The sequence below is a fragment of the Guptibacillus sedimenti genome, assembly GCF_028610665.1.
GTDB lineage: Bacteria > Bacillota > Bacilli > Bacillales > Guptibacillaceae > Guptibacillus > Guptibacillus sedimenti.
On sequence record NZ_JAQQWV010000001.1, the window covers coordinates 393,496 to 408,989 of the forward strand.

The following is a 15,494-nucleotide window of genomic DNA, read 5'->3' on the forward strand; positions in this document are numbered from 1 at the left end:
TATTGTGAGAATAGGTCGTTTATGTAAAATTCGAGCGGTGACAGGCAATGCCCGATGTTTGTCCTTATTTGTCGAATGGCTCTCAGTTGTAGAGAGTAACTAGGTGCTGCATCAAAAGAATTCCCTGGCTATTAAGAATGTTACTATCCTTTTAAAGCTTGCTTCTTTTTCGCTATAATAAGAGTATGAACTGAGCCAAACGCCAAACAGTTGGCGGCTCAAGAGGAGAGGCTTATATGTCATCAGATAAACTGAACCATAATAAAGGGGAAGCGCTGTACCTTCAAATAAAAGATGTTTTAATTAAACGAATTCAAACGGGTGCCTGGAAACCGAATACGCTTATTCCTACTGAACAGGACTTGATTAAAGAGTTTGATGTGAGTCGAACGACGATCAGGCAGGCGATCTCGATTCTCGTGCAGAATGGCTTATTAGAGAAAAAGCAGGGACGGGGAACGGTCGTCAAACCTCAGAATTTGATCGGGAACCTCGGTAAGCTCAAAGGTTTCGCAGAAGAAGTGCTCGAGCGTGGGCAAAAGCCGCATTCGAAGGTGTTACGAGCGGAATTTCGTGATGACCTTTATCATGAGAACGATATGCTGAAGGTTACGGAAGGGGAACCAATCTTACTTGTCGAGCGGATTCGCTTTGCAGATGAGGTGCCGATTGCCCTTGAGCGCACGTGCTGGCCAAAAGAAATTGGTGAGATTTTGATTAAGTATGATCTCAATCAGGCGATGTATTATGAAGTACTTGAGCAGCATCAATTTTATCTTAAAAAAGCGAATGAACGGATTACGGCGATTAACGCGACGATCAATGAAGCGGATGCGCTTGGCATACGCCCGGGTGAAGCCCTCCTTGAGATGACGCGCCTTAGTCTTGGCATTAATGATCATCCGATCGAGTATACGAAAACGAAGTATCGTAGCGATCAGTATCATTATAATATTGAGCTTGAGCGGTAGAGTGAGGGAGTGCGGGATTAATAAAAAAAGGTTTGCGCTTCAATTGAAGCGCAAACCTTTTTTGTGTGTATATTTTTTTGATTAGTTCATCTGCTTCGCAACATGGTCCTCATCAAACTCTTCAAGATGCATAAGTTTTTGTAGCTTCTTAGAAAGGAGAAGTAAGATGATACCTAGACTTAGAGCAGCTATACCTAAATAGATGAAGATTTCAAGATATCCTGCTGATGTTGTGAGTGAAGCAATATAACCTGCAAGGTAGTTTGCGGCAGCGTTACTTAGGAACCAAACACCCATCAATAAAGAAGCGATTTTCACTGGTGACATTTTACTCACGAGAGAAAGTCCAATTGGAGATAAGGATAGCTCGCCAAGTGTATGGAAGAAGTACGTAACAACCATAAATAGCATGCTTGCTTTCACCGCAATATTTCCTTCATCACTTCCTGTCATCATGACGGCAGGAACCATAACCATAAATCCGACACCAAGTAAGATTAAACCAAATGCCATTTTTGTAGGGATGGCAAAGTCACCGCGTTTTGATTTCGCTAATTTCAACCAGATAGCTGAAACAATCGGTGCTAGCAATAGTACAAACATTGGGTTTAATGACTGGAAGAAGGAAACGGGTACTTCATAACCAAAGACCGTTCTATCTAAGAAATCTCTCGTGTAGAGCGTAAAGGAAGCACCTGCTTGTTCGAATCCAGCCCAGAATGTCACTGTGAACACGGCTAGAATTAAAATGACTGCAGTACGCTGCTTTTCGATTTTAGTAAGCGGCTTTGCTTTCCCTTCTGCTGTTGGAATCACACGGTTTGAAGATGGTGTTCTTCCGATATCACCAAGATATTTTTTAGAAAGAAGATTAAAGGTAACCTGTCCAATAATCATTCCGATTGATGAAGCTAGGAACGCATATTTGAAGCCAAACGTCTCGACGCCACCTGTATTTGAATAGAAAATATTGGCGTATAAAAGACCTGCGATCAATGGTGAAATTAAGCCACCAAGGTTAATTCCCATATAGAAAATCGTAAACGCTGAATCTTTACGCTTATCGTTCTTACTGTATAGCTCTCCAACAAGAGTGGAGATGTTCGGTTTGAAAAATCCGTTACCGACAATTAATAACAATAACCCGAGATAAAGGCCCCATTGTTCTTGGACAGCAAACAGCGTAAAATCACCGATGGCCATTGTAATACCGCCGATTGTGATGGCTGTGCGTAAACCGATGAATTTATCGGTTAAATAACCACCAATTAATGGCGTGAAATAAACAAGACCAGTGTACATACCGTAAAGCAGTAATGCTTTATCTTGCTCCATACCCAGTCCACCGCTAATTAACTCAGCAGTTAAATAAAGAATGAGTATTGAACGCATACCATAAAAGCTATAGCGTTCCCACATTTCTGTGATAAACAAAAGATACAAGCCGGGCGGGTGTTTTAACTTCCCTTTTTTCGTCGGCTTTTCGTCTATGGTGGTATCCATAATCAAACCTCCAATTTTTAATAACTTCCCCATTTTAGCAAATTATTTGTCAATTTAAAGCGTAATAGAAAAAGTACGGCTTTTTAAAATGTTTGTAAATTTGTAAAAATTACAGAGAGGTATCAAACAGATTGTGTCGATTTTTGTTGGTTTTACTCATCATAATCCCTTGCAAAGCAATAGTTTGAGGACAGTTTAGAAGCCGAGAAGGCGTGTAGAAAAATAGACGAAGCATTCTAACGATTAAGATTGGATTAATAAAAATAAGGAGAACGGCCTAGTCGTTTAGTTTCGCTTAGTTTCGCTTAGTTTCGCTTAGTGCCTGTCACCACCCGAAATCACCCGAATAAATGCAGGTTTTGTCGATTGGGCTGTAATGTCTTTAGCTCCTTGTGGACAATTATTTTCATACAGTGATAAAATTAATAAGATGTGGATAAGTATGGTGGGGAAAGGGGAGAATGCGATGAGATTTTTACTGTTAGTGGTTTTGTTCGGCTTTCTTGTGTTTATTTATCCAGCACAGGAGTTAAATCAATATGATTATCATTCGGCTGATAAACCGACAATCTCGGAATTCGCTTATCTTCCAGATGCAAAAATGATTTCCTATCCTTCCTCAGTATCTCTTCAGAAGCAGAAGATGTTTGGCACTTTTGTTCCATTGACGAGTGAGCATGATGTACAGTCGCATCTTATTTATCCTCAGAAAAATTTAATGAAAATCGAGATTTTTCCGGATGCCAGAGGCTTTCTGAATGTCTTTGCTGTCCACTCTAATTACCTCATCACATTCCTAGAAAAACTAAAATAATTAGCAACAGCTATGTCGTTTTCTTGATTACGTTCGTACGATTTTGATTCGTGCTTGGATCAAATTTTACTCATAGTTGAGGTGAAAATAGTGATAGAAAAAACATCATGGTGGAAAAATGCGCTCGAAAGTTTTGGATGGGGTGTTCTTTTACTGCTCCCATTTTGGGGAATGATCCTACTCTCATCGGAACTCTCAGGCAACCATGTGGTGGATCTCATTTTGTCTTATTTTAAATAAGAACAAATTGATGGAAAATAGAGGAGGCACTATTTTGAGTGAAAGTAAGCCGTTAGAAGATTTAATAAATGAAACAAAAATTCATAAAAAAACACCGCTTCAAGAAAAAGCGAAACGAACATTTATGATTACATTAGGTGCCATTATTATGGCTGTTGGGCTTGAAGTTTTTCTTGTACCGAACCAAGTTATTGATGGAGGAATTGTTGGTATTTCCATTATGCTCTCCCATTTAAGCGGCATTGGTCTAGGAATTTTCTTATTCGTTCTAAACCTTCCATTCATTTATATAGGCTACAAACAAATTGGAAAAACCTTTGCTTTTTCAACGCTTTACGGCATTGTAATTTTATCGATTTCGACTGCTTTGTTGCATCCCGTTCCTGCTTTTACAGATGACATCCTTTTAGCCACTTTATTTGGCGGGGTTGTTCTCGGAATTGGGGTCGGGATTGTGATTCGCTTTGGTGGTTCTCTTGATGGAACGGAAATACTTGCGATACTTGCGAGTAAAAAGCTTCCGTTTTCTGTAGGGGAAATCATCATGTTTGCGAACCTCTTTATTCTTGGCAGCGCAGGGTTTGTATTTAGCTTTGATCGTGCGATGTATTCCCTTCTCGCATACTATGTTGCTTATAAAATGATTGATATTACAATCAAAGGCCTCGACGAATCGAAGTCGGTATGGATTATTAGTGACAACCATAAAGAACTTGGGGATGCGATTTTGAGTCGTCTAGGCAGAGGCGTAACGTATTTGCACGGGGAAGGTGCTTTTTCGGGTGATGACAAGAAAGTAATTTTCTGCGTGATCACTCGACTAGAAGAAGCGAAATTGAAAGATATTGTAGCTGACCACGACGATTCCGCGTTTCTTGCGATGGCAGATATCGCAGAAGTTCGAGGCGGGCGTTTCAAGAAAAAAGATATTCATTAATGGAAGAAAAATAGATTAAGAGTCGCGGAATTCCCTCTAGCGGCTCTTTTTTGCGTATTTTGATCGAAATACACAATAGTAGCAATTCTTTTTGATTCATAGATCCTATTACTGGTAAAATAATAGAAATACCTGTTGGAGGGCGGTTGTCGTATGGTGGTTGTCGTTGTAAAACTATGTATATCAGCTTGTCTGGGATTGATGATCGGGATTGAAAGAGAATTAAAACATAAACCCCTCGGTTTAAAGACGTGTATGGTCATCGCGGTTAGCAGCTGTTTATTAACGATTGTTTCGATTGAATCTGCGGAAACTTTTTCTGAAATATCTCCAAACATCCGAACCGATCCAATGCGGCTAGCAGCCCAGGTTGTTTCAGGCATTGGTTTTATTGGAGCTGGCGTTATTTTAAGACGAAATAACGATGCCATTTCTGGACTAACAACAGCGGCCATTATATGGGGCGCGTCTGGGCTTGGGATTGCAGCGGGTGCTGGCTTTTACTTTGAAGCGTTCGTTGGGGCGAGCTTAATCCTATTTAGCGTGAATATCCTGCCGTGGGTCATAAAAAAAATCGGTCCAAGTCAATTAAGGCAACGTGAGATGAGGGCCAAAATTACGCTTCAAAAAGGGACAGACATTACCGCGTTTATGCAAACAATCCAGGCGAAAGATTTTGAAATCAAGCATGTTCGGGTGCGCGATACGAAGGAAAAAGACCATCAAGTGGATCTTCGATTGCTTACCTTCGAAGCGAACCATACAACAAGTATTTATCAGCAGTTAAGAGACCTCGATGGAGCTATGGTTGTTGAGGTAGAGGGGTAGGACATAGTGGTGCCTGTCACCGCCCGGTTTTGCTCATAATTTGTCGAATACCACACATGGTCTTTCGCCTCATTCTAATATTTCCTTCAAGTGAATAGGGTAATAGAGAGATGAGGTCCTTCTCTATTCCAACGGTGGAGATGACGAACGATGGTGATTGTTCTAATTAAATTATGTGTTTCTGCTTTACTTGGATTATTGATTGGGATTGAGCGAGAATTAAAGCATAAGCCCCTTGGATTAAAGACGTGCATTGTGATTGCAGTCAGCAGCTGTTTGTTAACGATTGTCTCAATTGAGTCAGCGGAAACATTCGCTGAGCTTTCTCCGAATATCCGAACTGATCCGATGCGGTTAGCGGCTCAAATTGTTTCTGGGATTGGTTTTATCGGTGCTGGGGTCATCTTAAGACGAAACAATGACGCTATTTCAGGGTTAACGACAGCTGCTATTATTTGGGGAGCCTCTGGATTAGGCATCGCGGCCGGTGCCGGTTTTTACTACGAAGCGTTCGTTGGGGCTGGCCTTATTCTGTTCAGCGTCAACATCCTCCCCTGGATCATTAAGCGCATCGGTCCAAAAGCCCTAAGGCAGCGTGAAATGCGGGCAAAGTTAACGCTGAAAAAAAGCGTAAACGTGAGTCATTTTATGAAAGCCATTGTTGCGAAAGACTTTGAAATTCGTCACGTACGTGTTCGTGATACGAAAGAAAAAAATCCACAGATTGAGCTTAAACTAATGACGTTTGAGAAGAATCATACGACAGACATTTATGAACAGCTTCGAAAAGTGGACGGTGTGAATGAAGTTGAGGTGGAGGGGTAAATAGGACGTTTTGAATACTAGGGAAAAGAGGAGGTGGCTATAAAAATTAGCCACCTCCTCTTTTTCTACGAAAGTATGGTAAATCCATAGCCCTCTGAACGTATTCGTTCAATAAGCTCGGGCAATATTTGAACCGTTTGCTTCAGTTCGTGCAGAAGAATAATCGCTCCATCTTCAAGGTTTAGAATGACATTACTCAATATTTCTTCCGGATGACAAGCGAGTTCCCAATCCATTGAGCTGATGCGCCACATGACCGTCTTTAATCCAAGATCTCTAGCCGCTTTTGTCGTGGCAAGGTCGTAGCGCCCGAATGGCGGTCTGAAATAAGTCAAAGGGGTACCGGTGATTGCCTCGATTTTTCGTTTGCTTCTTTCGAGATCCTCAAATTGTTCGGCATAACTGAGATTGCTTAAATTAAGGTGTTTACACGAATGAGTGCCAATGACATGGCCTTCATCTAGCACTCTTTTCCAGGGCCTAGCTTGATAAAGTAGCCGTGACTGCCAGAAGAACATAGCTGGTACCTTCTCTGTTTTTAGAATATCAAGTAGCTCTGGGAGAACGCGGCTTGGACCGTCATCAAACGTTAAAATCACTTTCTTCTCAGCTGAGTTTTTATGGGTTATCACATCATGATTAGGAGAGTCGTACACGACCCTTGTGTGATCCACTACTCAAGGACTTTTAATCATTCGAGTTATCCCCTTTCTTTAAAAGGTTTAAGCTGAACGCGTACATGTTAAGTATGGCGGTTATTTCTTGTGTAGCAGAGTGATGTTTTTCTACGTACTCCGCAGCTTTTTGGCCGAGTGCGTGGCGTAGAGATTCCTGCTCAACGAGGCGAAGTGCACAAGTAATAAATTGCTCAATGCCTTCATAAACAAGTCCTGTTTTGCTATGCGTAACAAGGCTCAAATTCCCTTTGTTTTTTGACACAAGAACCGGTAGTCCGTAGCTCATCGCTTCAAGTATAGCGGAGGATTGACCTTCACTATGGGAGGTGTTCAGCACGACATCGGCATGACTGTACAACCCTTCCATTTCACTATGAGGAATAGCGCCTTCATAATTCACCCACTCGCTATCGAGTACTAATTTCTTAACGAGTTCTCCCTCCTTCTTTTCAATAACCGGTCCGACAATTGTTAACCTAACCTCGGGGTGAGTTTGGCGCAATTTCTGCAAACTCTTGATCGCGAAAGGAATGTTTTTAACTTCTCGAATGCCTGCTGGAAGGAGAAAATGGAATAAATCAGAAGTCTTTTTAGGTGAGCGTTTACTACTTGAGGAACTCGTTCCTTGTGCAATTACAAACAACTTTCTTTCTAGATCTGGTAAAACCTCTAGGATACGACGCTTCGCTTTTTCGTCAAAAACGTGTACCGCAAGCGCATCTTTCAAGCAAGCGATCACATCATGCTGTCTGTGTGGATTCGTTAGATCATGATTAAGATCCGTTCCTGTGAGCGTAATCGTGTATTTGGTGATCGGAATGCTTAAGGTTTTCATAAACTGATAAAAACGATAAGCGTTAAAGCCATGAATTAAATCAGCTTCTTTGAGAGCGGTGGTCGAATTTGTTTGTTCTGTTATAGAAATGACTTCCGTCTCAACATCAGCCTTGTTTAAACCCCTGGCAATACGCTGGACGGTAATGGTATTACCACGAAGCTGATGATAGAAAGGCGTAGCAAGAATCACTTTCATGTATAGGCTCATCCTTTTGGTAGACGGGCGGGACGTGTGGCGTGGTACAGTAAGTAGTGCCTGTCACCACCCGGTATTTGTCGTATGTTGTCTTATTAGTTTAACAGGATTTATGGTGATGCGCGGGTATTGTGTTTCATCTTGCTTTCATTTAGTTTATTAAAGGTAAGGAGGGTGACAGAAATGAAGGGTTTTTTCGGAAGATTGATGGGGTTAGAGAAGTGCATGATTTGTAAGAAGAAGCCTGTACGTCCACAGTATTATTTAGATGATGAGGGCAATCGGAAGCCGGTTTGTTATAAATGTGTTTCTTATGCTGAGAGAAGGGCTTATCGGAAGGCGTAGCTGTGCTTAAATAAACGTTTGTTTAAACAGGAAATAAACCAAAGCGCCGGTTCATGATCGGCGTTTTTTTAATGTTTTACCAACTGATCAATCACGATAAAATCTTATCACTATGGTTGAAGCTTTCTTCTGGTTATAATAGAACGAGGTTTGTCTTAAAGGAGGAAAAGCATGGAGCAACACGATAAGATGCCAAAAGATGATCCACGCTATCGAATCGCCAATCGTGAAGCGCTCATCGGCGTCGTTCTTGTTATCATTAATTTTATTTTATGGTATGGGTTTGCTTACGGTTTTGGATCAAAACCAGTAGATGACTATCAATATATATGGGGGCTACCAGCGTGGTTTTTCTACAGCTGTGTGCTCGGAACGGGGATTGTGATCGTCCTCGTGATTTTAGCGGTTGTCTTCTTGTTTAAAGAAGTTCCTTTTGATAAGGAGGAGGGCGAATGAACTGGGACGTTGTGATTCCACTTCTTATCTTTCTTGTTATCATTTTTTTGATCGGGTTCTATGCTTCTACCCATTTGAAATCAACATCGAACTTTTTACAGGAGTATTTTCTTGGAAGTCGTGAACTTGGTGGATTTATTCTTGCGATGACGATGGTTTCTACATATGGAAGTGCAAGTAGCTTCATTGGTGGCCCTGGTGTTGCTTATACAATGGGACTTGGCTGGGTCCTCTTATCGATGACTCAGCTCGCCACTGGTTATTTTGTATTATCCGTGCTCGGGAAAAAGTTTGCCATTATGGCTCGGAAAATTCGAGCGGTTACGTTAATTGATTTCCTAAAGGAGCGTTATCAGAGTAAAGGCGTGGTTATTTTATCTGCGCTTAGTATTATCATTTTCTTGTTTTCTGCGATGGCCGCTCAGTGGATTGGTGGTGCGCGGCTCATTGAATCGTTAACTGGCCTACCTTATACGGGAGCGCTGTTTCTTTTTGCCGCCTCGGTTCTTGTCTACGTTATTATCGGTGGATTTAGGGCGGTAGCGATTACGGATACAGTTCAGGGCGTTGTGATGTTCGGTGGAACACTAGTCATTCTTATCGGAACAGTCGTTGCTGGTGGGGGTGTTGAAAACATTATCACGACGCTAGGGGCTGAAAATCCTGATTTGATCTCTCCATTTGGCGCTGATCAATCTTTGACGCCGCTCTACGTCTCATCTTTCTGGATTTTGGTAGGTGTAGGTGTTGTTGGGTTACCACAAGTGGCTGTCCGAGCCATGTCTTATAAAAGTTCAAAAGGGATGCACCGCGCTCTCATTATCGGAACAATCGTCGTAGGTGTGATTATGCTTGGAATGCACCTGACCGGCGTATTTGCACGTGCCGTTTTACCTGGAATTGAAGTTGGCGATACGGTAATGCCGAGAATTGCACTAGAGGTGCTACCATCCTGGCTTGCTGGGATTGTACTAGCAGCTCCGATGGCTGCGATCATGTCGACAGTCGACTCACTGTTACTTCTTGTTAGTTCTGCGATCGTGAAAGACATTTACTTGAATTATGTGAAGCCTGAAGCCAGCGATCAAACGATCAAGCGATTTAGCGTAGGAGTAACCGCAGTATTAGGCGTATTGGTATTTGCGATGGCCGTAAATCCGCCTGAACTTCTTATCTGGTTAAATCTGTTTGCGTTTGGTGGACTTGAGGCGGCCTTTATTTGGCCAGTCGTTATGGGACTCTACTGGAAACGAGGGAATGCGAGTGGAGCAATGGCCTCCATTCTTGTTGGTGTTGGCAGTTATATTGGCTTTCATACGTTTATGCCAAATGCGTTCGGCATGCATTCGGTTGTGTTGCCGGTGTTGCTTTCGCTTCTTGGTTACGTGAGCGTGAGTTTGCTAACGACGAAGAAGCATGCGACGGTGCAGGAGGAAGTGCTCATAAGATTGTGGAGAGCGTGATAACGGTGCCTGTCACCGCCCGCTTTTTGAGAGGATTTGTCGAATGAAAGCTAAGGAATTATCATTCAAGAGCTCTTCATATTTGAAGGGCTCTTTATTGATTTGTTTAAATGATGATTTCTTAAGTAGTCAAAACGATCAAAAAATAAATACGACTGAAAAATGACCGAGAATGCTCATTTTCTCTACACATATATCTTAATTTCGACTGAACTAGAGTAAATTAGTGCAATTTCTTATAGGTTAAAAGTCCAGTTTTTACTACCCTACCTCTTTTTAGACTAGATTCCTTAATTTACTAAACATTGAATTAATGGAATAATTATGCTGAAACCTTAACCTTAAGGAGGAATTTTGTTTGAAGAAGAAAGCGGTTACAGTAGCTCTTGCCACGGGTTTAGTCCTAAGTCCTATGTCTTTCACTGTTGATGCGGCAAAACCGGTACCAAATGAACAAGCTGACCATGCGTTTGACAACAAAGTAATAAAGAAAATCAGTAGTGAAAACATGTATAGCAACATTGCCCTCTTATCAAAGCAACCTCGTGAAGCTGGTACGGAAGGGGAGTACCAAGCCGTTCAGTACATAAAAAGCGAGTTTGAGCGCTATGGGTATGAGACTGAATTGCAGCCGTTTACTATTCAAGAGTGGGATGGTGGATCTTCATCCCTTGCCATTAATGATCAAGTCTTTGCTGGCGATGTTCATACGTTTGAAGGCTCTATCAACGATCGCGTCACAGGATCGCTCGTCTATGTTGGCCTTGGGTCTAAGGATGAAGTGGGTGATGACGTTGCGGGGAAGATTGCATTAATTGAGCGCGGTTCTTATAGTTTTTATGAAAAAATCCAGAACGTCTACGATAAAGGAGCGATTGGCGTTATTATGTTTAATGGCGAAGGACGCTCTGGAAATTCATTTGGCTATGCTTATGAAGGACAAGATATTCCAGCTGTAGGAATTACAAGAGAAGCGGGTCTTCAACTTGTGGAACAGCTAAATAAGGAAGACGTTAAAGCCACTGTAAGTGTAGAAAACGCTGGGACTGTCGATAAAACTTCTTACAACGTCATTGCGAAAAAAGAGCCTCATCCGAATAAAGACACCGGGCAAATTGTGACCGTTGGCGCGCATCACGATTCTGTTCCAAATGGACCAGGGGCTAACGATGATGCTTCAGGAGTAGCTGCTACGCTTGAGCTAGCGAGAATTATGGCCAAAACCCCTACGGATACGGAACTTCGATTTGTCACTTTTGGTGCGGAAGAAAAAGGATTGGTCGGCTCTTATTACTATGCGGACTCTTTAACTGATGAGGAGATCGAAAACTCAGTCGCTCATTTCCAATTGGATATGGTTGGGAGTCGCGATGCAGGAGAACTAATCATGTTCACTCCTGATGGAGAGAAAAATCTCGTCACTGATCTTGGTGCCTCAGCTGGAGCGAGGATTTCAGGCGCAGTTGATTATGGTGAACTCGGTCGAAGCGATCACGTGCCTTTCTTTCTAAAAGGAATTCCAGCGGCTCTCTTTATTCACGCTCCGCTTGAGCCGTGGTACCATTCTCCTGAAGATACAATTGATAAAATTAGCAAAGAGAAGCTTCAAAATGTAGCGGAGATTGTTGGAGCCGCTGTCTATCAAGTGGCACGACCAGATACGCCAGCTCTTGAAAAAGCGCGCGTGGCACCAAATCCAGCAGACTATGATTTTGATGACAGGCCATTGTAAGAGAAAAGAGGCGGGGATTCCCCACCTCTTTTTGCTTTATTTAGGATGTTAGCAGATGAAGTTTTGCGACCAACATAGGTAAATGGTCTATCCAATTAAGGTAGCGGTCTATGATAAGATAATAAGTATCAGTTGCAAAGCAGGGTGGGCGGCGGTACCCCGTTGAAGAAAGGGGGTGCTGCCTATAATGATGAGCACATTTGAGGCGCTTGTTTTAATGATTAGTTTTGCTTCTCTCGTGGTCACAATTATTACGGTTTCTAGTAATAAAAAGAAGTAACCCACCCTGCCCCGGCCAAGGATTAAGGTGAGTTACTTTTTGCCTTTTGAGCCGCCGCTCGTCATGCGGAGCAGCTGTATGGACGCTGGTGCGAAAGCACCAGCGTTCTTTTTTATACCTTATGTTCTCTAGCTTTATTATATGCAATTAGGGTGAGTGTGACAAGAGGGATCGTTCGGGAAGTGGTTTTTCGAGCAGTTCGAGCGGTGCCTGTCACCACCCGGTTTTTGGGTGAATTTGTCGAACGAATGGCAGGTCATTTGCGTCATGCTGCAGATTAAATAGACGAAATATATATAATATTCAATCATTAAATGACATTGTGTACAATGATCAATCAAAACGGCTTTGCTATAGTGAATAAAACGGTGAAAAGGATGAGTGTGAATGGGAATTAACCGCGATCGTTTACAGAGTCATCTTGAAGAATTAGCTAAGATCGGAAAGATTGGGGATACAGGTGTATGTCGTCTAGCGCATTCGAAGGAAGATCGAAAAGCAGTTGAGGTTGTGAAGGGTTGGATGGAAGCGGCTGGTTTGGAAGCTCGTATCGATGGTTTTGGGAATTTAATAGGAAGGATAGATGGTTCCGAGAAGGACAAGCCAATTCTTATGCTCGGATCTCACATTGACTCTCAGCCGTATGGCGGGCGCTTTGACGGAACAGCCGGCGCACTTGGCGCAATTGAGGTTGTACATACGATGAAAGATAACAACATCATACCGAAGCGAACGATTGAGGTGATTTGTTTTTCAGATGAAGAAGGTTCCCGTTTTAACAAAGGTGTCTTCGGTGTGAGAGCACTTGCTGGCCTGCTAGAGGAAGGTGAGCTTGAGCGGAAAGATAAGAATGGGATGACGCGAAAAGAAGCACTAAAAGAATTCGGTGTCGAACCTGATCTCACAGAAAGTCCCGTCTACAAAAATGGAGACATTGAGGCATTCTTAGAGCTTCATATTGAGCAAGGACCAGTCTTAGAATCTAAAAATAAACCTGTTGGAATTGTTTCAGGAATTTCAGGACCAATCTGGCTAACCGTCACGCTTGAAGGATTCGCTGGCCATGCTGGCTCCGTTCCGATGCCATTACGGCAAGATGCCATGGTTGGAGCGAGTGAGATTATTATGAAATTTGATCATCTGATTAAAGAAGAAGGACAAGAAACAACGGTAGGTACCGTTGGAAGTGTGCAGGTATTTCCGAACTCTCGTAACATTATTCCGGAGAAAGTTGAATTTACGATGGATTTACGTGATATCGATCTTGAGCATCGCACCATGCTCGAAAAAAAGCTCTACACGATTATTGAAGAAGCTGCATCCACTTACAAGCTTACGTACACGATTACGGAAGACACCAGGAGTGAACCCCGCTATTGTGCAGATTGGATTAAAGCAATCATGAGCGAAGAAGATAAAAAACTCGGTTATGAATCGCCCGTTTTAATGAGCGGTCCATTTCACGATGCTCTTTTTATGTCGTATATCAGTGACTACGGAATGATTTTCGTTCGATGTGAAAAAGGCATCAGTCATAATCCGCTTGAATTTGCGGAAATGGATGATATTGAGAAGGGGGTTCAGTTGCTTTATCAGACAGCAGTGCGGATTGCGATGGATGAGGAGGGGTGATTCACGAATGTAAACCTTTGATGAGTAGCATTTTTCTCATGATTTCAAGCATCACTCAACCAAAAAGTATGCGATGGCAGGTGAATATCGAAAAATTGAATAACAAAAAGGTGGCATGCTGGTAGTAGATGCCGCCTTTTTGTTATTCGTAACCCTAAAATGAAGAGAGATCGAACTTTTCAAAGTGACTCAGTGCATCTTTAATTTGCTGAGGAATCACCTGCGCTTTACCACTTTTCATATCATAATTCACTTGTATGACTTCAGCTTTCACAAGAAGCTCATCATTTCGCATAATTTCATGACTTAGTTCAAAACTAGATTTCCCAAGCTTCGTAACGCGACAAAACACGTCAAGAACGTCATCTAACTTCGCCGGTTTAATGAACTCAAGGGTGATCTTTCTTAATACTGGATCAAATGAGTGATCGTCAGCAAGCTGTTGTAACCGGTCACCGAGTACATGTCGGAAATACTCGGTCGTAGCAATGTCGATGTAAGTGGAATAATGGGCATTAAAAACTATTTTTTGACCGTCAATCTCAGAATAGCGAACGCGGATGGGATAAGAAAAATGCTCTTTTTGAGACATGATTCACCTCAAGTTCCTTTTTTCTTCATATTAACACAAGATTCAGTATATAAAGGGGGCATTATTACGAAATTTCCCGGGTAATGTCTCTATGTGGAAAAGGGATTTGGACTTTATTCGTGAAAAGTGTAGCATGGGGTAAAATAACAGCTGGGAGTGGAGAAAAGTGTTGAAACCTAAAGTCTATCTGACGCGAAAATTACCAAATGAAATTGTTAATAGTCTACGTAAAAATTGTGAGTTGAGGATGTGGGAGTCAGAGGAAGAACCTGTACCTCATGATGTTCTTGAACAAGAAATCCAAGAGGTGGACGGACTTTTCTGTATGTTAACCGAAGAAATTGATCGCTCGCTTTTAGAAAAGGCATCTAAATTAAAAGTAGTAGCGAACATGGCAGTAGGTTATAACAATATCGACATTAAAGCAGCTAAAGAAAAGGGAGTTGTTGTGACGAATACACCGGGTGTGCTGACGGAAACGACAGCTGACTTAACCTTTGCTTTGCTAATGGCAACAGCTCGAAGAATTCCTGAAGCTTCCACCTATTTGCGCGAAGGAAAATGGGAAGCCTGGACGCCGATGCAGCTAACAGGTCAAGACATACACGGAGCAACGCTCGGAATTATTGGTATGGGAAGAATCGGAGAATCCGTGGCAAAGAGAGCGAAAGGATTCAATATGAACGTTCTCTATCATAACCGTCGTAGAAATCAAGAAGCTGAAAATAAGATGGATCTTCAATTTGCAGAACTCGAGCATCTCTTAAAGGAATCTGATTTTGTCTGTGTCTTAACACCGTTAACCGCTGAGACGGAGAACTTAATTGGAGTGAAAGAACTTAGGATGATGAAAGAAACCGCTATTTTAATCAACACAGCAAGAGGGGGAATTGTTAACGAGGAAGCTCTTTATCATGCGCTTAAGGACGGCGATATTTGGGCTGCTGGTTTAGATGTTTTCGTAGAAGAGCCAGTATCACTCAATCATCCTCTTTTAAGTTTATCAAACGTAGTTACCCTGCCACATATCGGAAGTGCGAGTAGGAAAACAAGGCTTAAGATGGCAGAAGTGGCTATGATGAATCTATTGAAAGTGTTGAACGGAGAAAAGCCCCCTCATCAGGTTGAATGAGGGGCTGAGTGCTGGGCGGCGGGGTGAGTAGATG

The 15,494-nt window shown here is 42.2% G+C and carries 16 protein-coding genes; 12 read left to right on the forward strand and 4 right to left on the reverse strand.

The annotated features are described in order from the left end of the window. The first annotated feature begins 236 nt into the window (after nt 1-236). The gene (locus PQ578_RS01940) at nt 237-971 is read left to right on the forward strand and encodes a GntR family transcriptional regulator (RefSeq protein WP_273831959.1); all 735 of its coding nucleotides are present in this window, start codon (nt 237-239) and stop codon (nt 969-971) included. A gap of 81 nt (nt 972-1,052) precedes the next feature. Here the strand turns inward: PQ578_RS01940 and PQ578_RS01945 are convergent, their stop codons facing one another. After that, nucleotides 1,053-2,474 carry a peptide MFS transporter gene (locus tag PQ578_RS01945; protein WP_273831960.1) on the reverse strand — a complete coding sequence of 474 codons (1,422 nt, stop codon included), beginning with the start codon at nt 2,472-2,474 and terminating at the stop codon, nt 1,053-1,055. Between the two features lie 466 nt (nt 2,475-2,940). Between PQ578_RS01945 and PQ578_RS01950 the strand changes: the two genes are divergently transcribed. From PQ578_RS01950 to PQ578_RS01965, 4 genes are all read left to right on the forward strand, one after another. After that, nucleotides 2,941-3,288, forward strand: a complete 348-nt coding sequence (locus PQ578_RS01950; protein ID WP_273831961.1) for a hypothetical protein — start codon at nt 2,941-2,943, stop codon at nt 3,286-3,288. A 364-nt stretch (nt 3,289-3,652) separates the two neighbouring features. Further along, entirely contained in the window at nt 3,653-4,465 is an 813-nt protein-coding gene (locus PQ578_RS01955; RefSeq protein ID WP_224885589.1) for a YitT family protein, read from the forward strand. Between the two features lie 153 nt (nt 4,466-4,618). Beyond that, nucleotides 4,619-5,293, forward strand: coding sequence for an MgtC/SapB family protein (locus PQ578_RS01960; protein ID WP_160918008.1), 675 nt, complete (start codon nt 4,619-4,621; stop codon nt 5,291-5,293). A gap of 150 nt (nt 5,294-5,443) precedes the next feature. Further along, the gene (locus PQ578_RS01965; protein WP_273831962.1) at nt 5,444-6,118 is read left to right on the forward strand and encodes an MgtC/SapB family protein; all 675 of its coding nucleotides are present in this window, start codon (nt 5,444-5,446) and stop codon (nt 6,116-6,118) included. Nucleotides 6,119-6,183: 65 nt separating this feature from the next. Here PQ578_RS01965 and PQ578_RS01970 read toward each other — a convergent pair whose 3' ends face one another. Next, nucleotides 6,184-6,792 (reverse strand): polysaccharide deacetylase family protein, encoded by a 609-nt coding sequence (locus tag PQ578_RS01970; RefSeq protein WP_273831963.1) that lies wholly within the window; start codon nt 6,790-6,792, stop codon nt 6,184-6,186. A gap of 13 nt (nt 6,793-6,805) precedes the next feature. After that, nucleotides 6,806-7,828 carry a glycosyltransferase gene (locus PQ578_RS01975; RefSeq protein WP_273831964.1) on the reverse strand — a complete coding sequence of 341 codons (1,023 nt, stop codon included), beginning with the start codon at nt 7,826-7,828 and terminating at the stop codon, nt 6,806-6,808. Between the two features lie 183 nt (nt 7,829-8,011). On the opposite strand from PQ578_RS01975, the gene PQ578_RS01980 reads away from it, so the two are divergent. The 6 genes from PQ578_RS01980 (at nt 8,012) to PQ578_RS02005 (ending at nt 13,736) form a co-directional block, all read left to right on the forward strand. Continuing rightward, the gene (locus PQ578_RS01980) at nt 8,012-8,173 is read left to right on the forward strand and encodes a hypothetical protein (protein ID WP_168212306.1); all 162 of its coding nucleotides are present in this window, start codon (nt 8,012-8,014) and stop codon (nt 8,171-8,173) included. 171 nt (nt 8,174-8,344) lie between these two features. Beyond that, nucleotides 8,345-8,629: a YhdT family protein gene (locus PQ578_RS01985; protein WP_273831965.1), complete on the forward strand. Its 285-nt coding sequence runs from the start codon at nt 8,345-8,347 to the stop codon at nt 8,627-8,629. Continuing rightward, nucleotides 8,626-10,092 (forward strand): sodium/pantothenate symporter, encoded by a 1,467-nt coding sequence (gene panF, locus PQ578_RS01990; protein WP_273831966.1) that lies wholly within the window; start codon nt 8,626-8,628, stop codon nt 10,090-10,092. Before PQ578_RS01985 ends, panF begins: the two co-directional genes overlap by 4 nt. 358 nt (nt 10,093-10,450) lie before the next feature. Beyond that, a complete protein-coding gene (locus tag PQ578_RS01995; protein ID WP_273831967.1) occupies nt 10,451-11,824 on the forward strand; it encodes a M28 family peptidase in 1,374 nt (457 codons plus the stop codon). Between the two features lie 187 nt (nt 11,825-12,011). Then, nucleotides 12,012-12,104, forward strand: a complete 93-nt coding sequence (locus PQ578_RS02000) for a putative holin-like toxin (protein ID WP_224594651.1) — start codon at nt 12,012-12,014, stop codon at nt 12,102-12,104. A gap of 387 nt (nt 12,105-12,491) precedes the next feature. After that, a complete protein-coding gene (locus PQ578_RS02005) occupies nt 12,492-13,736 on the forward strand; it encodes a M20 family metallo-hydrolase (protein WP_273831968.1) in 1,245 nt (414 codons plus the stop codon). A 154-nt stretch (nt 13,737-13,890) separates the two neighbouring features. Here the strand turns inward: PQ578_RS02005 and PQ578_RS02010 are convergent, their stop codons facing one another. Beyond that, nucleotides 13,891-14,328: an acyl-CoA thioesterase gene (locus PQ578_RS02010; RefSeq protein ID WP_273831969.1), complete on the reverse strand. Its 438-nt coding sequence runs from the start codon at nt 14,326-14,328 to the stop codon at nt 13,891-13,893. A gap of 169 nt (nt 14,329-14,497) precedes the next feature. Between PQ578_RS02010 and PQ578_RS02015 the strand changes: the two genes are divergently transcribed. Then, on the forward strand, nt 14,498-15,460 hold the full coding sequence (locus PQ578_RS02015) for a 2-hydroxyacid dehydrogenase (RefSeq protein ID WP_273833222.1): 963 nt from the start codon (nt 14,498-14,500) through the stop codon (nt 15,458-15,460). The last annotated feature ends 34 nt before the right edge of the window (nt 15,461-15,494 follow it).